Source organism: Halorubellus amylolyticus (assembly GCF_034808145.1).
Lineage (GTDB): Archaea > Halobacteriota > Halobacteria > Halobacteriales > Natrialbaceae > Halorubellus.
On record NZ_JAXHGM010000004.1, the window covers coordinates 178,428 to 199,414 of the forward strand.

17 protein-coding genes and 1 pseudogene are annotated in these 20,987 nt (G+C 69.2%); 10 read left to right on the forward strand and 8 right to left on the reverse strand.

Annotation, left to right across the window (positions count from 1 at the left end):
• The first annotated feature begins 69 nt into the window (after positions 1 to 69).
• Positions 70 to 1,365 carry an NAD(P)/FAD-dependent oxidoreductase gene (locus tag SM754_RS12040; RefSeq protein WP_323676482.1) on the forward strand — a complete coding sequence of 432 codons (1,296 nt, stop codon included), beginning with the start codon at positions 70 to 72 and terminating at the stop codon, positions 1,363 to 1,365.
• A 208-nt stretch (positions 1,366 to 1,573) separates the two neighbouring features.
• Entirely contained in the window at positions 1,574 to 2,797 is a 1,224-nt protein-coding gene (locus SM754_RS12045) for an MFS transporter (protein ID WP_323676483.1), read from the forward strand.
• A 450-nt stretch (positions 2,798 to 3,247) separates the two neighbouring features.
• Here SM754_RS12045 and SM754_RS12050 read toward each other — a convergent pair whose 3' ends face one another.
• Genes SM754_RS12050 through SM754_RS12060 form a run of 3 tightly spaced genes read right to left on the reverse strand, consistent with a single transcriptional unit; the run spans position 3,248 to position 6,156 of the window.
• Positions 3,248 to 3,964: a hypothetical protein gene (locus SM754_RS12050; protein WP_323676484.1), complete on the reverse strand. Its 717-nt coding sequence runs from the start codon at positions 3,962 to 3,964 to the stop codon at positions 3,248 to 3,250.
• A 39-nt stretch (positions 3,965 to 4,003) separates the two neighbouring features.
• Positions 4,004 to 5,929 (reverse strand): heavy metal translocating P-type ATPase, encoded by a 1,926-nt coding sequence (locus tag SM754_RS12055; protein WP_323676485.1) that lies wholly within the window; start codon positions 5,927 to 5,929, stop codon positions 4,004 to 4,006.
• Positions 5,930 to 5,940: 11 nt separating this feature from the next.
• Entirely contained in the window at positions 5,941 to 6,156 is a 216-nt protein-coding gene (locus SM754_RS12060; RefSeq protein WP_323676486.1) for a heavy-metal-associated domain-containing protein, read from the reverse strand.
• Between the two features lie 189 nt (positions 6,157 to 6,345).
• Here SM754_RS12060 and SM754_RS12065 point away from each other — a divergent pair, with 189 nt between their 5' ends.
• From SM754_RS12065 to SM754_RS12080, 4 genes are all read left to right on the forward strand, one after another.
• The gene (locus tag SM754_RS12065) at positions 6,346 to 6,870 is read left to right on the forward strand and encodes a winged helix-turn-helix domain-containing protein (RefSeq protein ID WP_501993786.1); all 525 of its coding nucleotides are present in this window, start codon (positions 6,346 to 6,348) and stop codon (positions 6,868 to 6,870) included.
• Positions 6,871 to 7,185: 315 nt separating this feature from the next.
• A complete protein-coding gene (gene lipP1 / locus SM754_RS12070) occupies positions 7,186 to 8,121 on the forward strand; it encodes a LipP1 family hormone-sensitive lipase (protein WP_323676488.1) in 936 nt (311 codons plus the stop codon).
• Positions 8,122 to 8,174: 53 nt separating this feature from the next.
• Positions 8,175 to 9,224 (forward strand): hypothetical protein, encoded by a 1,050-nt coding sequence (locus SM754_RS12075; RefSeq protein WP_323676489.1) that lies wholly within the window; start codon positions 8,175 to 8,177, stop codon positions 9,222 to 9,224.
• 210 nt (positions 9,225 to 9,434) lie between these two features.
• A complete protein-coding gene (locus SM754_RS12080) occupies positions 9,435 to 9,983 on the forward strand; it encodes a hypothetical protein (RefSeq protein ID WP_323676490.1) in 549 nt (182 codons plus the stop codon).
• Between the two features lie 52 nt (positions 9,984 to 10,035).
• Here SM754_RS12080 and SM754_RS12085 read toward each other — a convergent pair whose 3' ends face one another.
• The 4 genes and pseudogenes from SM754_RS12085 to SM754_RS12100 form a co-directional block, all read right to left on the reverse strand.
• Positions 10,036 to 11,145: a pyridoxal-phosphate-dependent aminotransferase family protein gene (locus SM754_RS12085; protein WP_323676491.1), complete on the reverse strand. Its 1,110-nt coding sequence runs from the start codon at positions 11,143 to 11,145 to the stop codon at positions 10,036 to 10,038.
• 100 nt (positions 11,146 to 11,245) lie between these two features.
• Positions 11,246 to 12,598 carry an RNase J family beta-CASP ribonuclease gene (locus tag SM754_RS12090; RefSeq protein WP_323676492.1) on the reverse strand — a complete coding sequence of 451 codons (1,353 nt, stop codon included), beginning with the start codon at positions 12,596 to 12,598 and terminating at the stop codon, positions 11,246 to 11,248.
• Between the two features lie 497 nt (positions 12,599 to 13,095).
• Positions 13,096 to 13,809: pseudogene (locus SM754_RS12095) on the reverse strand (universal stress protein); the annotation flags it as partial.
• Positions 13,809 to 15,251, reverse strand: a complete 1,443-nt coding sequence (locus SM754_RS12100; RefSeq protein ID WP_323676655.1) for an APC family permease — start codon at positions 15,249 to 15,251, stop codon at positions 13,809 to 13,811. The gene SM754_RS12100 and the pseudogene SM754_RS12095, both read right to left, overlap by 1 nt.
• 203 nt (positions 15,252 to 15,454) lie before the next feature.
• Between SM754_RS12100 and SM754_RS12105 the strand changes: the two genes are divergently transcribed.
• From SM754_RS12105 to SM754_RS12120, 4 genes are read left to right on the forward strand one after another with little or no spacing between them, the layout of a single operon-like run.
• A complete protein-coding gene (locus SM754_RS12105; protein WP_323676494.1) occupies positions 15,455 to 16,159 on the forward strand; it encodes a nitrous oxide reductase accessory protein NosL in 705 nt (234 codons plus the stop codon).
• A 1-nt stretch (position 16,160) separates the two neighbouring features.
• Positions 16,161 to 18,203, forward strand: a complete 2,043-nt coding sequence (locus tag SM754_RS12110; RefSeq protein ID WP_323676495.1) for a NosD domain-containing protein — start codon at positions 16,161 to 16,163, stop codon at positions 18,201 to 18,203.
• A complete protein-coding gene (locus SM754_RS12115) occupies positions 18,200 to 19,069 on the forward strand; it encodes an ABC transporter ATP-binding protein (RefSeq protein WP_323676496.1) in 870 nt (289 codons plus the stop codon). Before SM754_RS12110 ends, SM754_RS12115 begins: the two co-directional genes overlap by 4 nt.
• Entirely contained in the window at positions 19,066 to 19,944 is an 879-nt protein-coding gene (locus SM754_RS12120; protein ID WP_323676497.1) for an ABC transporter permease, read from the forward strand. The genes SM754_RS12115 and SM754_RS12120 overlap by 4 nt, the downstream gene beginning before the upstream one ends.
• 78 nt (positions 19,945 to 20,022) lie before the next feature.
• Here SM754_RS12120 and SM754_RS12125 read toward each other — a convergent pair whose 3' ends face one another.
• Positions 20,023 to 20,634: a hypothetical protein gene (locus SM754_RS12125; protein WP_323676498.1), complete on the reverse strand. Its 612-nt coding sequence runs from the start codon at positions 20,632 to 20,634 to the stop codon at positions 20,023 to 20,025.
• Positions 20,635 to 20,987 lie beyond the last annotated feature (353 nt).

Consider the following 20,987-nt stretch of genomic DNA (forward strand, 5'->3'; position numbering starts at 1 on the left):
GGTGACGACACCCGCGGTGGCGTGCCGCGGTGCGACGGCTTTTACTGCGGGCCTCCGAACTGACGAGGTATGAGTACGGACGACGGAGCGCGCGACCCCTTCGACGCGTTCCGCGCTGACGTTGAGGTGCGAGCGACCCGGGGCGGGACCGGCGGGTCGTCGGGTGCGGCCGTCGGCGGTGGCGACCGGTCGGTGGCGGTCGTCGGCGGTGCGATGGCGGGGCTCGCGGCGGCGCACGCGTTCTCGCGCCTCGACTGGGACGTGACGCTGTTCGAACGGCAGTCGTTCGACGAGAAGCGCGTGAACTGCGGGGAGGCGATGACGGACGTCACCCGCATCCCCCTGGAGAAGACGCCCGAGAACGGGTTCGCGAACGACACGCCGACGTTCGAGGTGCAGGTGTTCACCGGGGACGTCGACGACCGCGAGCTCGCCGGGACCGGTCGGTTCCCGGCGTCGCGAGCGTACGTCACGGACCGTTCGCTCGTCGAGCGCGCGTGGGCGGCGAGCCTCCGCGACGACGGCGTGGACGTCCGCGAGAACACCGGCGTGTCTAAGGCCGAGTTCGAAGCGTTGTGCGACGAACACGACCTCGTGGTGGACGCGACCGGACAGCCCTCGCTCGCGAGCAAGATAGAGGGGGCGACCGCGGAGTACGCGGGCGCGATGACGGCGCTGAACGCGGACGTCGAGGGCGACTTCTCCGACCTCTACCCGGACTCGCGCATCGTGTTCGAGAACTACCTCGGGTACTCGTGGGTGTTCCCGAAGTCGGAATCGCGGGCGAACGTCGGTATCGGGTGGGCGCAGGACCGCCAGCCGGACAGCTACATGGCGGCGTTCGAGGCGGCGTGCGAGCGCAACGACTGGCCGGTGCCGACCCGAGAGCAGGCGAACGTGTACACGATACCGAGGGGGCCGTCGCTGGACCCGGAGCGGACGTGGCTCCCCGAACGCGGCGTGGTGCGCGTCGGCGACGCCGCCGGTATCGCGAACCGCTTCACGGGGAAGGGCATCTCCCAGGCCATCGAGTCCGCGTACCTCGCCGCGGCGCACGCCGACGCGGGGGCGCTCGACGCGTACCCCGAGGCGCTGTACGCGCGGCTCCGCGACGAGTACCGGCTCGCGTACGTCGTCCGCGGCGCGCTCGAGGACGGACGCCCGGACATCCTCTCGGGCGTCATGGAGGCCGTCTCCGGCATCGACGTCGAGGACGTCGACCGGAATCCGCGGAAGGCGTTCGCGCGCCTCGCACGCCACCCGGTCCTGGTCGCGAACATGCTCGGGAGCAGGCCGATGCTTGAGCGCGCCTGGCGAGCGTGGACGAACGACTGGGAGTTCAAGCACCTGGACGCGTCGACCTGACCGGTAGTTCCGGAACCTGGACGTGTCGACTTGACCGGTAGTTCTGGAATCTGGACGTGTCGACTTGACCGGTAGTTCCGGTACCCGCACGTGCTGGCCTGACCGAAGGCGTCCGACTCGAGAGGCCCTCGGCGACGGCCGATATTACGATTTCGCGGGTGGGTATTAACGGAACGTAATTCAACCCGGTTCCGGAACCAACCGGTCGATGACCGAGTCGTCGTCGCGTGCCCCGCTCGACGGGACGCCGCCGAGCGTGCTGAAGTACTACGCGTACAAGGCGACGAAGGCGGTCGAGTTCTACCGGCCGATAATGTACCTGTTCCTGCTCACGCAGGACCTGTCGTTCACGCAGATCGCCGTCCTGGAGGCGACGTACAACGTGACGACCGTCGTCGGCGAGATACCGACGGGGTACGTCGGCGACCGCGTCGGTCGACGGAACAGTCTGCTCGTCGGCACCGCCGTCATCTCGGTGACGCTCGTCGGCATCGGGCTGGCGAGTTCGTTCCCCGCGTTCCTCGTGCTGTACGCGGTCTGGTCGATGGGGTACAACTTCCGGTCGGGGAGCGAGGACGCGTGGCTGTACGACACGCTCACCGACGACATCTCCGAGGACGCGTTCGCGTCGGTCCGCGGCCGCGGCGAGTCCGTGTCACTCGCGGTCGGTGCGGGCGCGGCGGTTCTCGGCGGGTACCTCGGGAGCGTCGACCTCTCCTACCCGTGGTTCGTCGCCGCAGGCGTCACCGCCGTCGGCGCGGTCGTCCTCCTGACGATGGACGACACGGCGACGTACCAGGACACGGACACCGACGCTCTCGGACTGCGTCGGGTCCTCGGCATCGTGCGGAGCGCGCTCGCGCAGCGGAACGTCCGCGCGCTCGTCGTCTACTATTACGTCCTGTACGCCGCCGTCACCTACCTCGTGTTCGTGTTCCTCCAGCCGGTGTTCGAGACGGTCGTCGTCGACCTCGGCGTCCCGCCGTCCCGCGTCGAGTCCCTCGTCGGGTGGTTCTACGCCGCGTACAGCCTCCTCGGGGCGGTCCTGAGCTACCACGCGGGCGCTATCCGCGAGCGCGTCGGCATACGGACGTGGTTCGTCGTCCTGCCGTTCGTCGTCGGCGGCGCGCTGCTGGCGATGTACTTCGTGCCCGTCCTCGCACTGCCGACGTTCCTGTTCGCCAGGGGGCTCGCGGACGTCACGCGGTCGTTCGCGGGCCAGTACGTCAACGACCGTATCGATACCGTCGGGCGCGCGACCGTCCTCTCCGCGATGGCGATGGTGAGCGGGCTGGCGGTCGTCCCGTTCCAGCTCGGGAGCGGCGTCATCTCCGACGCCGTCTCGCCGCTGTACGCGCTCGCCGTGGCGGGCGGCGTCCTCGTCGTCGGTTCCGCGCTCGTGCTCGCGTGGGAGGTCCCGGTCGTCGAGTGAATCGAGGACGAGCACGCGGATGCGGACGGGTCCAGCGGGACGTACTCGACCCGCAAGACATACCCGCGCACCCGGCGAAGGCTCGAACGCGTGCCTCAGTCCCCGCCCCAGTAGACCCGGCAACCGGGTGCGATGACGGTGCGGAGAACCCGGGCATGCAACATACCGGCACGAGAGTGCCCGCTGGCCGCGTACGGCCCGCCCGGCACGAGGGTTTCCCGGCAGACTCGGCACGCCGCCAGGGATGACGTCGGTCGTTAGTGTTCCGGGCGAACATTCCGTACCTGTTAGAGGAATCTGGAAGGGCTTGACAGCCGCGTGAACTGGGAGACGCTCAACCGAGACGATGGCGTGGTCGGCCACCAACAACGGTTTCGACTAATCGGACCGCTCTCTCCGTGAAGTGAAACTGTTCGATACCGGTCACCCGCGGTTTCCCGCCTCAGTTCCCTAGCTCTGACTGTCGAAGCCGCCGCTGCCCGGCGATTCACCAGAGCCGGTTCCGGCTTCTGATTCGACGGTCGTCACGGTGAATAGCGAGTCCTCGGAGAGGACACTCTGGACGCGGCTGTGCCACACGTCGCCGAACAGCTCTCGGTCATCTTCGCTCGCTGTTCCCTCGATGATCTGTTGGAGGTTGCCGAGTGCTGGTCCGCCGTCCGGAACGTCGCCGACGTGGTAGGTCACCTCGACGGTTTCGTCGGTGTCAGTCCGGTGGAAGCGAAACGTCGGGTCGGCACTGTCGGGAGCGAACGCATCGAAGGTCAGCATGTTCTGGCGGTCACCGTACCCGCCGGCGAGCCCACCGAAGCCGTCCTCTTGGGCGGCGCCGGTCACGTACGAGATGAGACGCCCCATCACGCCGTACGTGGCGTCGTCGCGCGGCCCCGCAGCGCGCACCTCGACCTCGCTCCGGACAGGGTGGTCGTCGGGGTATAGCGCGTCGAGGCCGGACTGGACGATGCGATAGGCACCCGCGGCTGTCGGACAGGAGTGGCCCGCGGCCTTCACGACGTCCTCGTAGGTGATGACGAACGGGTCCCCGGGTTCGAGGACCGCGAGTGCTTCTGCGACGGGGTCGCGGAGCCGGAGCGGTTCGACGTCGTATTCGACGGCCAGGTTCGAGTCGGTGCGGTTCGTGTCGGTCGGAGTCGTGTTCTCTGACATGGTGAGTCGTTTGCGGTTTCGTCAGTGGTTCGGTGCTGTTCAGTGGCGCAGGAGGCGCATCCCGTTGAGGATGACCGCGAGGACGCTGGCCTCGTGGACGAGCATCCCGAGCGCGAGCGTGACGTAGCTCGTCAGGACGCCCGCCAGCAGGAGCGTCACCGTCAGTACGGCAAGCCCGACGTTCTCGGAGATGTTCCACCGCGTCGCCTTGCTCAGCGTCACCGCGTAGGGGATGCGTTCGAGGTCGTCGGCCATCAGCGCCATGTCCGCCGTCTCGATGGCGGTATCCGTGCCGGCGGCGCCCATCGCGATACCGACGTCGGCAGTCGCCAGCGACGGCGCGTCGTTGATGCCGTCACCGACCATCGCCACGACCTGCCCCGCCTCACGGAGCTCCTCGATGACCGTCTGCTTGTCCTCGGGGAGCAGTTCCGCGCGGTAGTCGTCGATGCCGACCTCCTCGGCGACCGCGCGAGCGGTGCGTTCGTTGTCGCCGGTGAGCATCACCGTCTCGATACCCACGTCTTGCAGCTGGGCGATGACGCTGGGCGCTGCCTCGCGGAGTTCGTCCCGGAGCGCGATGGCACCGACGACGACGCCGTCGCGGACGACGTGGACCGCGGTTTCGCCACGTTCCTCGCGCCCCCGGACATACGCAGCGACGTCGTCCGGGAGGTCGATTCCGCGCTCGTCGAGCAGCGCACGGTTTCCGACGACGATCTCGCGGCCGCCGTACTGGGCGACGACGCCCTTCCCGACGACCACGTCGAAGTCGTCCGGGTCAGGGAGTGACCCTGCATCCGTGGCCACCGAGTCGGCATCCGTCCCGACCGCCGTCGGCCCTCCATCGGTCACGGCTGCCTCGCGGTCCTGGGCCGCCTCGAGAATGGCGTCGCCGAGGTGGTGTTCGCTTTTCTTCTCGGCGATGGCCGCGAGTTCCAGTACGTCGCTGGCAGCGGTATCGAACCCTACAACGTCGGCGACTGCCGTCTCGCCCTTCGTGAGCGTGCCCGTCTTGTCGAAGGCGACGAGGTCGATCTTGCCGGCCCGTTCGAGGTGCTCGCCGCCCTTCATGAGAACTCCGCTCCGAGCGGCGTTACCGATCGCTGAGACGATACTGACCGGCGGCCCGATTACCAGCGCGCCCGGGCAGCCGATCACGAGCAGCGTCAGCGACAGGGTCGCGTTCTGCGTGAGGGCGTAGGCGGCGACGGACAGCGCGATGATGCCCGGCGTGTAGTACTTCGCGAAGCGGTCGATGAGACTCTCCGTCGGCGACTGGGCCTCCTGGGCCGCTTCGACGCGGCGGATGATCCGCTGGAGCGTGGTATCCGACCCGGCACCGGTCGTTCGGACGTCGAGCGCCCCCTCGTGATTGATCGTCCCCGCGTAGACCTCGTCGCCGTCGGCCTTGTGGGCCGGCGCGCTCTCGCCGGTGACCGGTGCCTGGTTGACGGCGCTCTCCCCATCGACGACGTCGCCGTCCACGGGAATCTTCTCGCCGGGCCTGACGACGACGATCTCGCCCTCGGCGACCTCGCGGGCGGGCACCTCTTTCTGCTCGCCGTCGCGGCGAACCGTCGCCGTGTCCGGCGTCATTTCGAGCAGTTCCTCGAGGGCGTTGCGCGTCTTGCGCATCGTCCGTCCCTCGAGGTAGGAGCCGAGGGCGAACAGGAAGACCACCGCGGCGGCCTCCCAGTAGGACCCGATGACGATCGCGCCGACGGCGGCCAGGGTTACGAGCGTCTTGATGCCGAGCGTTCGGCTTCTGATCTCGTGGTAGGCGGTCCTGGCGATGTCGTACCCGCCGACGAGTGCCGCGAGGACAAGGACCGCGGCGCTCGCGGTATCGAGGGGAGTGAGGTAGCCGAGGCTCCAGCCACCGGCGTAGAGGAGGCCACTCAGTGCGACGATGGTGGCCTTCCGGTGTCTGCGGTAGTACTTCGTGACTGATTGGGTGTCCATGACGTTCCTCCTCAGGCGGGTTGGGGCGTGTAACCCTGATTCTCGATGGTCTGTTCGAACGTGGTGGGGTCGGCGACGTTGTCGTCGTAGTGGATTTCGACGCGACCGGTCGAGTAGTGGACCTCGACGTCCTCGACGCCCTCGACGTTCGAGAGGGCGCGTTCGACAGTGCTCGCGCAGGTCGGGCAGTCGAAGTCCATGACGCGGAATTGGGTCGTTTCGTTCATTACATCTCAACGTAGCACCCACGCCCCCTAAAGTATTTTTTAGATGATATGTTTGAACGTGTGAATGAGCCGTTTGAACGGACAAATGACCCATATAGGGCTTCGACCGGTTCGCCGTCCGAATTCGCTCAGGTCGACACACGTGAGCGGTCGTCAATACTTATCACCGCGCACGGTCTCGATTCACCCATGAGTGCGTTCGATACCGATTCTCACCTCGACGACATCGCCGTCCGCGACACGCGGGTGTCCGACGCGATCGACGAACCGATGCGAGCGATGGTCCTCGACATCCTCGCAGACGACGCGCTGACCGCGAGTGACGTCCACGAACGGCTTGCAGACAGGGGAATCGAGCGCACCGAGAACACTGTCCGTCATCACATCAACGAACTCCGTGACGCGGGGCTCGTAGACGTCGTTCGATTCGAGGAAGGGCGTGGTGGGACGACGAAATATTATGGTGCGAATACGATCGTCCTCTCTTACTCGCTCCCAGAGTCGTCCGAGCCAGCCATCGAGGAGATGACCGACGCTGTCCAGCCACAGATCGAAGCGGCACTCGCGACACTGACCGAGGAATACGACGACACGATCGAGGAAGTCACCGCCGCGATACAACCTTGCGACCACTGTCGGACACAGAAATACGAGACGTACGTGCTACTCACCGTCCTGCGTCGCGCGTTCGTCCGTGCCCATCGGGACGACTAATCCCACCCCGGTACGACGAATCCCACCCCGGTACGACGAATCCCACCCCGGGACGACGAATCCCCACCAACGTGACGCCCGCCGTTACGGTAGTTCGGGCCTCGCGGTTCGACTTCCCGTCCAACGGAGTTTCTGGCGAACAAATGGCTTCACTGCGCCGCGGCGCGGTGATGGGGTTCTGCGCCGTGGGGGTTGCTGGCGTGGGGGGTCGGGGGCAGTCCGGGTCGGTTCGCGGACGTTCGCGTTCCTCGCGAGTGGCCGAGCGCGCCATCCCGAACGCAATCGGTTTCCAGTCCCTGGTCGTAGTCGAAGGTGATGCAGGCCGACGAGATGCACCCACAGGCGCGGGCAGCGGTCGCACGGCAGGAGCGCATGCCGCTCCCACACAGTCGCCTCGGCGTACGGCTCGCCAGAGTGCTGACGAAGCCGGTGATGTGGGCCAGGAACCGGAATCCGCCGCCGGTCGGCGCGACCGTCGACCTCGCGATTCCCGGGCCGGCCGGTGACGTCGACGCGCGCCTGTACCGGCCGGACGTCGCGGGACGGACGCCGACGGTCGTGTTCTTCCACGGCGGCGGGTTCGTGTTCGGGAGCGTCGAGACCCACGACCGGGTCTGTCGGCACCTCGTCCGCGAGAGCGAGTGCGCGGTGCTCTCCGTCGACTATCGGCTCGCGCCCGAGCACCCGTTCCCGGCCGCCGTCGAGGACGCGTACGCCGCCGTCGAGTGGGCGGGAACGAACCCCGACGTGCTCGCCGGGACGGGCGACCTCGCGGTCGCGGGCGACTCGGCGGGCGGGAACCTCGCCGCGGTGACCGCGCTCATGGCCGCCGAGCAGGGCGGACCGGACCTCGCGTACCAGGCGCTCGTCTACCCCAGCGTCGGCATCGACGGGGACGCCGCGTCCGTCCGAGACCACACCGGTATCGTGCTCTCCGAGGCGGACCTCGAGTTCTTCGGCGACTGCTACTACCGGAGCGACGTCCACCGCCGGAACCCCTACGCCGATCCGTCGAACGCCGCCGACCTGTCCGCGGTCGCGCCGGCGACGGTCGTCACCGCCGGGTTCGACCCGCTCCGGGACGGCGGCCGGGCGTACGCCGAACGGCTCGTCCGCGACGGCGTCGCGACCCGGTACGTGAACTACGACGACATGCCGCACGGGTTCCTGACGATGCCCGGCGTCGACCGTGCTCGCGGCGCCATCGCGGCCCTCGGCGACGACCTCGCCGACGCACTCGGTGCACGCTGACGTCGGCCGCTCGCACCCTCCAGCTTTATTTCACTGGTGCGCGTAGCGAGCGTATGCGTCTGTACGAGCACGTCGCCGACCTGGACGTCCGCATCGACGACTACGAGCTGGCGTGGTTCGAGCGCGACACGTCGAGCGGGTTCACGCGCGCCTCGACGGTCGTGGTCCTGCACGGAGACGGCGAGACGGGTCGCGGCGAGGACGTCACGTACGAGACGGAGGCGCACGAGCGGTTCCACGACGTCGGCACGAACCTCGCGCTCGCAGGCGAGTACACGCTCGACTCGTTCTCGGCGCATCTCGGCGACGCGGACCTGTTCTTCGGCGGGGAACCCGGTCAACCGATATTCCGGAACTACCGCCAGTGGGCGTTCGAGAGTGCGGCGCTCGACCTCGCACTCCGGCAGGCGGACACGGACCTCGCGGAGCGCCTCGACCGCGAGTACGACCCGGTCCGGTTCGTCGTGAGCACGCGCCTCGAGGAGCCGCCGACGGGCGACCGCGTGCTGGAGTGGCTCGACCGCGACCCGGACCTCGAGTTCAAGCTCGACCCGACGAGCGAGTGGACCGACGACGTCGTCGACCGGCTCGCGGCGACGGAGGCGGTGCGGACGCTCGACCTGAAGGGCCAGTACCACGGGACGACCGTCGACCAGCCCGCGGACCCGGAGCTGTACGAGCGAATCGTCGACGGGTTCCCCGAGGCGTTGATAGAGGACCCCGAGGTGACCGACGAGACGCGACCGCTCCTGGAATCGAACGTCGAGCGCGTGACGTGGGACTACCCGATCCGGAGCGTCGAGACCGTCGAGGAACTGCCGTGGGAGCCGGAGTCACTCAACGTCAAGCCGTCGCGGTTCGGGTCCGTGGAGGCGCTGTTCGACACGCTGGAGTACTGTCGCGAGCACGGCATCGAGATGTACGGCGGCGGCCAGTTCGAGCTCGACGTCGGCCGCGAGCACCTCCACGCGCTCGCGTCGCTGTTCTACCCGGACGCGCCGAACGACGTCGCACCGAAGGCGTACAACGACCCCGAGCCGAGCGACGACCTCCCGACGAGTCCGCTCGCCCCACCCAGCGAATCCCAGGGGCTCGACTGGTGAGGCGACCGAGACGGGGAGTGACTTCGGAGCGCTCGAACGCCTCCCGTCACCCCCGACGTCGACGCGGCCCCGCCGACCGCGAGCGAACGTTTCTTGACCGTCGCGCGTGAGGTTCGCGTCGATGGAATCGACGTCGTGCGTCCGCCGAGACCGGGGTGCTCGTGGAGACGAAGCCGATGCGGACCGCGGTCCCGACCGCGACGCGTCGCGATGACCGACCGCGATACCGGCGGGACCGCGGACGACGAGGACGTAGCGACAGACGTCGACGAGGACGCAGCCACGGACGTCGACGGCAACCCACTGGAACCGGGCGACCACGCCCTCCCACCCGACGATCTCGTGTATCCGACGTTCGCGTTCGACGACGGGTCGGTCGACGCCGACGGTGCGTTCGACCTCTCCCGGGACGTCGACCGGGAGACGCTGTCGTCGTGGCTGTCGGATCTCGCGGGTGCGATGGCGAGTCACGACGTCGCCGTCGAGTCCCCGGACGGTCACGTCCGGTTCGGTGTCGGGGCGAAGGACGTCGCGATGTCGTTCGACCCCGACGACGACCACAGCGGCGACCTCGAAGTCACCGTGACGCTGAACGCGAAGGCGATGTTCGTCGCCGACGACCCCGAGAAGCCGGCGGTCGGCGCCCGCGGCGGTCGCGGGTTCGTCCCCATCGAAGCCCTCACGACCGACCGCGAGGAGTTCCGGTGCTACAACTGGATCGACGACCCCGAGGACCCCGGGCGGGACCAACCGGAGTGACGGACGGCGGCCGCGTCGCGGGTCGGGGCCGACCGCGAACGCTCGCTGCAGCTCAGAGGCCGGCGACGTCCTCGATGGCGTCCGTGAGTCGCTCGATGGAGTCGCGGTCGTGCTCGCCCATGTGGCCGATACGGAACGTCTCCTCGCCGAGCTGGCTCCCGTAGCCGTTCGAGAACACGTAGTCGTACTCGTCGCTCACCGTCTCGATGGTCGCGGCGACGTCGATACCCTGTGTGTTCTCGATACAGGACACCGTCTGGGACTCGTAGCCAGCTTCCGGGAACACGTCGAAGTGCTCGCGAGCCCACTCGCGAGTGTACTCCGCCATCTCCCGGTGACGGTCGCTGCGTTCCTGATGGCCTTCGTCGAGCATGTGCTTCATCTGCTTGCGGTACGCGAGCATCACCGGGATGGCGGGCGTCGAATGCGTCTGCCCCTTGCGCTCGTAGTAGTCGATGGTGCGCTGGAAGCCGCCGTACCACGACGCGGAGTCCTTCTCGACCTCGCGCTCGTACGCCTCGTCGCTCACCGCACACACCGCGAGCCCCGGCGGCATCGCGAACGCCTTCTGCGTGGACGCGAAGATGACGTCGATGCCGTGCGCGTCGATGTCGACGTGGTCGCCGCCGAGCGCGCTGACGGCGTCGACGACGAAGTACGTGTCCGGGTACTCCGCGACGACGTCACCGATCGCCTCGATCGGGTTCCGGACGCCGGTCGAGGACTCGTTCATCACGGTCGCGACGACGTCGTAGCCGTCGTCGCTCGCCTCCAGCTCGGCGCGGACGTCCTCGGGCTTGATGGCCTCGCCCCACGCGTACTCGAGGCGGTCGACGTCCTTCCCGAGGCGTTCGGCGACGTTCGCGTGCCGCTCGCTGAAACTCCCGCACGTCGGAACGAGGATGTTCTCGTCGACGAGGTTCAGCGTCGACGCCTCCCAGAACTCCGTCCCCGACGCCGTGAGGATGACGACCTCGTTGTCCGTTCCGAGGAACTCCTTCGTATCCTCGACGATGGTCGTGTACAGGTCCGTCATCCGGTCCATGCGATGCCCGAACATCGGCTGCGCCATCTCCTCGACGACGTCCTCGCGGACCTCGGTCGGACCGGGGATGTACAGCGTCTTCTCGGGATAGTCGTCGGTGTATTCGCGTTTCTCCATTAGGACTCCACCTGATACCCGGAACTGCGACGCCGGGTTGCATGGTAGTTGTGATACCGGCTCTTGTGACGAACGCGTGAACTCGGCGAGTCGAGAGCGGTTACTCGTCGACGAGCTGGATGACGTTCCCGTTCGTCGTCACGTGGAGGTCGCGGCCGAGCTTGTAGCCCTGGTTCCCGGCGAGCTCGACGTACCCCGAGAACCCCTTCATGTTCTGGTGGGCCGGGATGACGTTCTCGGGCTGGAGCGCCTGCAGCATCTCGTAGTGCCCTTCTCGCGACAGGTGCCCGGAGACGTGGACGTCGTCGTAGATGCGCGCGCCCTGCATCGAGAGGAGGTTCTCGGACTGATAGCGCTGCCCTTCGTTCGTCGGCTCCGGGATGACCGTCGCGCTGAAGATGACCTTGTCGCCCTCGTCCAGTTCGTACGGCGTCTCCGCGCGACCCATCCGCGTCAGCATCGCGCGGGGCTCGCCCTGATGGCCGGTGACGACCGGCAGGAAGTTCTCCTTCCCCTCGTTCATGATGCGCTGGAACGTCCGCTCGATGCCCTGACGTCGCCCGTACATCTCGACGTCCGGGAAGTCGACGCCGCCCATCCGCTTCGCGGTCCCGGAGTACTTCTCCATCGACCGCCCGAGCAGTATCGGCTCGCGGTCGATGTCTCGCGCGAACTGGACGAGGCTCTTGACGCGAGCGATGTGGGAGGAGAACGTCGTCGCGACGATGCCGCCGTCGTGGTCCTCGAGACTGTACATGACGTCCTTCAGTCGGTCGCGCGCCACGCTCTCGCTCGGCGTGCGGCCCTTCTTGTTCGCGTTCGTGCAGTCCTCGATGTAACACAGGACGCCCTCGCCCTCGCGACCGATCTCGCGGAACCGCTCCATGTCGATGGGGTCGCCGATGACGGGCGTGTGGTCCATGCGCTTGTCGAGCCCGTAGACCACCGCACCCTCGGGCGTGTGCAGCACCGGGTTGATGGCGTCGATGATCGAGTGCGTGACGTTCACGAACTCGAGGTCGAGTTCGCCAGAGTTACCGATGGGCATCGTCTCGCCGGCTTCCATCTTCACGAGGTCGTTCTCGGTGTTGAACTTGTTCTCGTCCTGGATCTCGTCCTTGACGAGCTCGATCGTGAACGGCGCGGCGACGATGGGTGCGTCGTAGCGGTGCGCGAGCTTGCTGATGGCGCCGATGTGGTCGAGGTGGCCGTGCGTGGGGACGATAGCCTTGACGTCACCCTGGAGGTCGCTCATCACGCGGTCGTCCGGGATGGCGCCCATGTCGATGAGGTCGAGGCTGTGCATCTGTTCCGTGCGGACGTCGTCGTGGATGAGGACCTTCGACAGGTTCAGGCCCATGTCGAAGACGACGATGTCGTCTCCGGCGCGCACCGCCGTCATCTGCCGCCCGACTTCCTCGTAGCCGCCGATTGTCGCGATTTCGATTTCCATAGGTATGAGGTCCGAACAACGCTATCCCAGAACCCGTCTCAGAGTACGCCTGTGTGGAGGAGAGCAGGACGACCGAGCGCGCCGCCGCCCACCGGTTCGAGCGCGGTAGCGGCGCCGCCTCGTCTCGCCCTTCTCGGGGACGACACGTGTTGCGGTTACGTGCACGTCTCTCGCCTCGACGTAAGTACTGTCCGGAACCGTCGTCACCTCCCGAGGATGACTGGTGGTCCGTCCCCGTGACCGAGCCGAACGCGAGCGCACCACGTCGACCGGGCCCGGCAGCGGCGGACGACCTGGGACGGTCAGCGCTCGTTCTCGGAACCCTCCTCCGTCGCTCCCGTTGTTCCGGAGCCGTCACCGGTCGACGCGAGGTCCGGTCCCGCGTCGTCGGCGGTGTCTGTATCCGAACCGTCGGTATCGGCGCCGTCGGTATCGGCACCGTCGCCCCCGGCGCCGTCGGTCTCGCGCCCGTCGCCCTCGGCGTCGCGTTCGACGTCGCTCGCGTCGTCGGCCGTCGCCTCGGGTTCCCGTCGGACGACGAGGACGGGCCCGACGGATTCGGCGGCGACGCGGCGCGCCTCCTCGCCGAAGACGAGCGACTGGAGCGACGGGGCGCGTTCGCCCATGACGATGGCGTCGTGCCCGGGGATGGCGTCGACGAGCGCTTCGAACGGATGCTGGCTCGCCGCGAACTCGACGTCGACCGCGGGGCCGCGTTCGTCGAGGTCGGCGGCGACGTCCTCGAGTGCGCTCCGGACGGCGTCCGCGTTGGCGTCCTGGGTGGCGGCGAACAGCGTGACGTCGATGTCGCGGTCGCCGACGAGGTCGGTGACGAACGTGACGATGCGCTCGACGTCCACGTCGCCCGTGAGCGGCACGAGGATGCGGTCGACGGTGCCGGTCGCGCCCGTGATGGCGTACGCGCTCGCGTCGACGTCGTCGGCGACGCGGTCGATGCTCTGCTTGCGGTCGTGCGTGAACACGAGCCGGTGGTTGGCGTCACCGCCGGCCTGCCGGAACTCCTCGGTGATGTCCTCGAGCGCGTCGGTGGCGCGGTCCTCGTACTGGGCGCGCGCCTGGTCCGGCGGGGTCTGCTCGGGGAGGACGTGGTAGCCGAGGACGGTGACGTCCATCGTCGACAGCAGGTTCATGAGGCCGAGGGAGACGGCTTCGGATTCGAGCACCGCGATGGGGACGAGTACGCGAGTCATCAGAGCACCCCCTTGAGGGAGACGTCGCGAGCGTAGTACGCCCACCACCCGACGGTGGCGACCATGAGCGCCGCGCCGATTATCTGGGACGTCCGTTGCATGAACCCGACGAGCGCGAAGCTCGCGAGCGCACCGAGCACGGGGACGACCGGGTAGCCGGGCGTCCGGAAGTCGGGGTCGTACCAGTCCGGGTCCTTGCGGCGGAGGACGACGAGTGCGACGCAGATGAGGCCGTACTGGACGAGGTGGAGGAAGGAGGCGACCTCCGCGAGGACGGTGGTCTGGCCGGTGGCGACGAGGACGAGGATGGGGCCGCCGGCGAGGCCGAGCGCGACGTGCGGCGTCCCCCAGCGGAGGTTCACGCGGCTCGCGCGCTTCGGGAGGAGCGCGTCCTTCGAGACGGCGTAGATGGCGCGGCTCGTGGAGAGGACGCTCGCGTTCGCGCTCGACATCGTCGCGAGGAGCCCGCCGAGGACGATGGCGAGTGCGCCGGGGGCGCCCAGCAGCTCCCGGCCGACGTCGACCATCGCGGTCTCCCCGATGCGGCCGAGTTCGACGCTGCCGAGGGCGCTCGTCGCGACGAAGATGGTCACGACGTAGAGGATGCCGACGACGACCACCGAGCCGACCATCGCGAGCGGGAGGTTCCGCCCCGGCTGCTTCATCTCGCCGGCGACGGTCGCGACCTGCGCGAACCCGAGGTAGCTCGTGAACACGAGCGCGGCGGTCGTGAATATCGGCATGCTGCCGAACGGCGCGAACTGCTCGGGCGCGGTCTGCGACCCGAAGACGCCGACGGCGTCGAGGCCGCCGTACGCGAGGAACGCGACGAGGATGGAGAGCAGGAGCGCGACGATCCCGTTCTGGAGCTTCGCGGCGTTCTCGGTGCCGGTGACGTTCAGGACGGTGACGGCGGCGCCGAAGAGGAGCGCGATGGGGACGGCGAGGCTCTCGCCGACGGTGACGCCGAGCTGCGCGAGGGTGTCGACGGCGTAGTACCCGAACCCGACGAGGTAGAACGCGGTGGCGAACACGAGCCCGAACCACAGCGAGATGCCGACGACAGCGCCGGGGAGCGTGCCGAGGGCGCGCGAGATGAAGTAGTAGCCGCCGCCGCTCTTCGGCATCGCGGTCGCGAGCTCGCTCGTCGGGAGGGCGACGAGGAGCGCGATGACGGCGCCGAGACCGAACGAGAGCGCGGCGGCCGGGCCGGCTTCGCCCGCGGCGATGCCGGGGAAGACGAAGATGCCGGCGCCGATCATCGTCCCGATACCGATGGCGAGGCCGCCGGTGAGCCCGATGGTGCGTTCGAGTTCGGAGTCGGTCGTGACGTCGGCTTCGGGGGTCTCGACGGTCGGTTCGGCGTCGGGTACGTCCCCTTCGACGTTCTCGCCACCGGGGGGTTCTGGAGCGGGCGCCTCGGAGGGATCCGGGGCGTCCACCTCGGACGATGAGTGGCTGGACACGTACTCGCGGTCGACCGGCGCGCACTAAGGTATTCGGGCGCTTCGCGTCGACCGGGGACGACGACCGAGGGGGGGGTCGCACGGTTCGGGTGACGGGCCGCGATTCCTGCGGTTCGAGAACCGCCCCGATTGATAACTCCCTTCGTCTCGGAGTATCTCGTACAAGACCGTACAAGGCCATGTCCTCCAACGAACCAGTCACCTCCCCCACGACGTGCAGAACCGACGGCGGCCGCGAGCACGCCGCGAGCGACGCCAGCCGCGAGCACGCGCCTGCTCCCGGCGAAGGGAGGCACGCGGCCGACTCACCGCAGGGGTCGTCCCCCACGTCGGTCTCGCGGCGGACCGTCCTCGCTGGCGCGAGCGCGGTCGCGGTGGCGAGCGTCGCCGGGTGTCTCGGTGGCGACGACGGCGTGGCGCCCGCTGCGGTCGCGATAGCGGACGCCGCCGCCTGCGACGAGTGCGGGATGGTCATCTCGAAGCACCCCGGGCCGAACGCCGAGATATACTGGGAGGACGTCGACCCTGACGGGCACGACGCGCCGTTCCGGTTCGACTCCCTCAAGCAGTGCTTCTTCCCGCACTACTTCGCTGGCGAGGACGCCGGCCGGTCGCTCGACGCCGCGTACGTCACCGACTACTCCGCGGTCGAGTACGCCGTGAACACGCAGGACGGGGCGTCGTACATCACGTCTCACACCGGCGCGGACTCGCTCGCGGACGCGACCGACCTCGACTACGTCGTCGGGAGCGACGTCGAAGGCGCGATGGGGCCGGACTTCGTGCCGTTCGGCGACGGCGCTGACGCCGAGGCGTTCGCGGCCGAGTACGGCGGGTCGGTCGTGCCGTTCGACGAGATATCGCCGACGGTCGTCGGGCGGTAAGATGGCCGCACGCGGCGCGGTCGCGGTCCTCGTCGGCGTCCTGCTGGTGTCGAGTAGCGTCTTCGTGACCGACGTCGGCCCGGCCGACGACGTCGACCCGGTGCCGTTCGACGACACCATCGTCCTCACGGACCTCACGGACGCGGAGCGTCGGATCGCCGAGGAGCGCGAGCTCGCGGTCCCGAAGGCGGAGGTGTTCTACTCGCGGTACCGGTACGTCGTCGGCCACCTCGGGCTGTCGTCGCTCGTCACCGTCCTCGGCGACGACGCGCACGGCCGCCAGTTCGGGGAGGCGCTCGACATCGTCGTGTCGGACTACGCGACCGCGACGCTCGACGTCACCGACGAGGGCTACCTCGCGACGACCGACGGGTACGCGAGCTGGGTCGCGGTCGAGAACGCGGCGTTCGTCGTGAACTCGAGTGCGCGCCGGCCCGGCGGCCCGGTCGTCGTGCCGTTCGGCGAGCGCTCGGCGGCGCGAGCGTTCGCGAGCGAGCACGGCGGCGAGGTCGTCGACTGGGCGACGCTGCGGGCTCGCGAGCGCGACCGCGGCGACCGCCGGCTCGCCGTCGACGCCGGCCTCTCGCTCGCGGCCGACCGGCACGCGTGGGCCGACGATGCGACCGCCGACGCACGCCGGCTCGCTTCCCGCCCGGTGTCCGTGGTCGTCGGCGAGGACGCGCCGACGCTCGCCGCCGCCGTCGAGGCCGCCCCGCCGAACACGACCGTCCGCGTTCCCGCCGGCACGTACACCGACGTGAACGTCACCGTCAGGAAACCCGTCACCGTCGCGGGCGCCGGGGCGAACGCGACGACGCTCGTCGGGACCGGGAACGGGAGCGTGCTCCGCGTCCTGAACTCGACGGTCGCGGTCACCGACCTGGGAATCGAGGGCGTCGGCGAGGGGAAGAGCGTCCCGAACGTCTCCGTCGACACGGACGCGTGGGACGCGCTCGTCATGCGGTCGTACGCGCACGCCGCCTCCGGCGTCGAGTTCGAGAACGCGAGCGGGTCGTACGTCGCGGACGTCCGCGTCGAGACGCCGTCGAACGGCGTCACCGTCCGGTACAGCGACGGCGTGGTCGTCGAACGGGTGCACGTCGACGGCCGGTCGCCGTGGCAGGAGGGGTTCATGAGCACGCTCGCCGCGCACTCCCGGGTCGTGATACAGGATTCGACGTTCGACGGCGGCCGGGACGGCGTCTACATGCACGTCGCTGACGGGACGGTCGTCCGCGGGAACGACTTCCGGGACCTCCGGTTCGGCGTGCACGAGATGTACACGTCCGACACGCTCGTCGCGGACAACGTCGTGACGGACGCGGACACGGGCGTCGTCGTGATGACGCGCCCGGAGCGCAACGTCGTCCTCGGGAACGCGGTGCGTGACAGCGGCGTCGGCGTCGACGTCGCCGGGCGGTCGTCGTTCGTCCTCCGGAACGTCGTCGCGGCGAACGAGGTCGGTGTCGACGTCGGCTCGTACCGGTCGTTGTACGCCGAGAACACCGTGTACGGGAACGGCGTCGGTATCAGCGGGTCGACGCTCGTCCCGACGAACGCGGTCGCTCGAAACGACGTCGCGAACAACGACGCGTACGCCGAGGCCTCGCTCGGCCCGGTCCGCGTCTGGTCGCACGCCGGCCGCGGGAACCACTGGGCGGGCGCGCCGGGGACGGACCGCGACGGCGACGGCGTCCTCGAACGGTCGTTCCGGCCGACGGGTGCGGTCGACCGGCACGCGGAGGCCGTCCCGAGCGTGCACGTCCTGGCGCGCTCGCCTGCGGTCTCGCTCCTGCGGTCGTCGGCCGCGGCGATGCCCGGGCTCCGCGCGGAGGGCGTGCTCGACGTGGCGCCGCTCGCGGCACCGGTCCGCCCGGGCGTCCTGGAGCGCGTCGCGACGGCGCCCGACGCCGACCCGCGGTCGTGGCTGAACGCGACCGCGAGCGACGCGACCCGCCCCGGTGCGACCCCGGTCCGGGGCTCCGTCGACGATAACGTTACGCGTCCGGTCGTCGAACACGCGACGGAGGTGCATCGAACGTGAGCGACACCGACCCGGAGACCGCCGACGGTGCCGATGTCGCCGACGACGCCGACACGGGGGCCGCCGACGCCGCGGTCGGTGGCGACGTCGACGGCCGGTCCCTCGAAGCCACCGCGAACGCCACCGGTGGAGCGCCGGGGACGGAATCGCGGGTGGTCGCGCGCACCGACGGACTTGGCGTCCGGTTCGGCGACGTCCAGGTCCTCTCGGACGTCGACCTCGCGCTCGGCGGCGACGCGGTGACCGCGGTCGTGGGCGCGAACGGCTCCGGGAAGTCGACGCTCCTGCGCGCGCTCGCCGGCCTGCTCCCGCCAACGGCGGGCACAGTCCGGGTGGTCGGCGAGGCCGACCGACCGGTCGGGTTCTGCCCGCAGGACCCGCGGTTCCGCGCGCACTTCACCGTCGACGAGACGCTGTCGTTCTACGCGGACCTGCTGGACGCGACCGTCGACGTCGACGAGACCCTCGAACTCGTCGGCCTCGGCGCGGTCGCCGACCGCCGCGTCGACGCGCTCTCCGGAGGCATGGTTCGACTGCTCGGCATCGCACAGGCCGTCCTCGGCGACCCCGGCCTGCTCGTACTCGACGAACCCGCGTCCGGGCTCGACCCGTCGCTGCGCGCGCACATCTTCGAGACGCTCCGGGACGTCGCCGCGACCGGGCCCGCGGTCGTCGTCGCCACCCACCACCTGTCGGGCGCCGCGAACGCCGACCGCGTCCTCGTCCTCGACGACGGCGACGTCGTCGCCGACGGCACGCCGGAGGCGGTGGTGGCCGAGGCCGGCGTGGACTCGCTCGACGCGGCGTTCACTAAGATCGTCGGCGACGAACTCGCGGTCCACGCGGGCACGGAGGTGGACGGATGACGACCGACCGCGACCGGCTGTTCGCCGTCGCCGACCGCGAGCTCGACACGATGGTCCGGACGCCGCAGTACGTCCTCGTCGCGGTCGGGTTCGCCGTCGTCGTGCTCGGGCTCGCGGTCGCGAGCGGCCTGACGGGGTACGTCCCGCTCGCGGTCGACCTGCTCGCGCCCGTCGAGGTGCTCGTGCCGTTGCTCGCGGTGGCGTTCGGGTACCGGTCGCTCGGCGCCGGCACGGAGACGACCGAACGGCCGGTCCTCCGGACGTACCCGATGCCGCGGTGGGTGTACGTCGGCGGCGTGTACGCCGGTCGTGCGGTCGTCGTCTGCTCGCTCGTGTTCGCGACGCTCGTGCTCGCCGGCGTCCTCGTCCCGTTCCTGGGGTCCGAGGGGTCGTCGGTCGTCGCGACCCACGGCGGCGAAGGGTCCTTCGGCGCGTACCTCCGGTTCGTCGTGCTCGCCACCGCGTACGCGGGCGTGGTGCTCGCCGCCGTCCTCGCGGTCTCCGCGGTGACGTCCACGGCGCGGACCGCCGTGGCGGCCGCCGTCGCGCTGTTCGTCCTCGTGACCGTCGGCGTCGACCTCGCGTTCGTCGGCGGCCTCGCGTCCGGCGTCCTCAGTCCGGAGACCCTCCGGTACCTGCAGGCGGTCGGGCCGAACGGCGCGTTCCGCGGGCTCGTGCTGACGCTCGTCGTCCGGACGGTGGACGCCGCCGCCATCCCGACGAGCGTCGTGGTTGCGGACGCGGTCGGACTGGCCGCGTGGCTCGGTGGGGCGCTCGCGCTCGCCGCGGCGTTCGTCTGGCCGACCCCGCGGGAACGCGGCTGGGAGCGCGTCGATTCGACCACGAGCGAGGACGCCGAGTCCAGCGAGAAGTGAGAGCGTTCGCGTCGGACGCGAGTGGGTCGCGCGGAGCGTGGCGAGCATGGACGCGTGGGACGCGAACAGCTCGGTGTGTCAGTACGCGAGACGCCCGCGGAGGAGGTAGCTGAGTCCGAGTGCGAGAACGGCGAGGACGGTGGCGGCGGCCGCAACGCCCGTAACGGAGACGGGGATGAGGCCCGGTTCGAACGGGTTCCGGCCGACGAACGTCTGGAAGCGGCCGACGAACGGGTCGCCGGCGAGCCCGACGAGAAAGAACCCGTGGACGACGGCGACGGCGGCACCGCCGGTGACGAGGCTGACGTGCGTGGCGGCGTCCTCGATGGCGAGGAGGTCGTGGACCTCGCGCTCGGAGAGGCCGTCGTCGGTCGCGAGCCGTCGGTACGCGACGTAACAGCACCCGACGACGCCGACGAACTCGATGGCGCCGGCGTACGCGCCGAGGAAGAGGAACTTCGGTTCGGCGGCGAGGACGTCACCGCCGAGGAGCGCGCGCGTCGGCTCGGGCTGGGAGAGCGCGAGCGGGAGGACGAGCGCGAGCGCGGCCAGGATGAGGCCTTGGAGTGCGAGCGTCCGCGGGAGTGACTGCTTGAAGAGACTGTACCGCTGGAGCTTGATCCGCTCGTACTGCGAGTCGCCGAGGAGCGCGGCCGCGTGACGGTCCTCGACCGAGTCGTTCCCGTCCATGTCGTTGGCAACCGTAGCCCCAGCCTACCTTATGAACTTTGTGTTAGCACAATCTTGTTACTGGTTCCTGACGGTTGCTATCGCGTCGTCGACCCCACCAGGTCCCGTGTGCGGAGAAACGGTCTCTTATCAATTCTGGAAGCTTATACCGGGACTTTGAGTTCTCGTCAGTCGTCGAGAACGGTCGCGTCTCGGCCGACTGGTAGCGGGTAGCAACTGCGAACTCGAGAGTTCTTTTATATACTCGGTGGCGGTCGAGGTCGCAGCCTCGGCGTCCGCACCGTCGAACGCACGGTATCGAAGTACCGTTGGCGACAGCGCGGAGTGAAAGTGAAAACAGCTTCGTTAGGGGT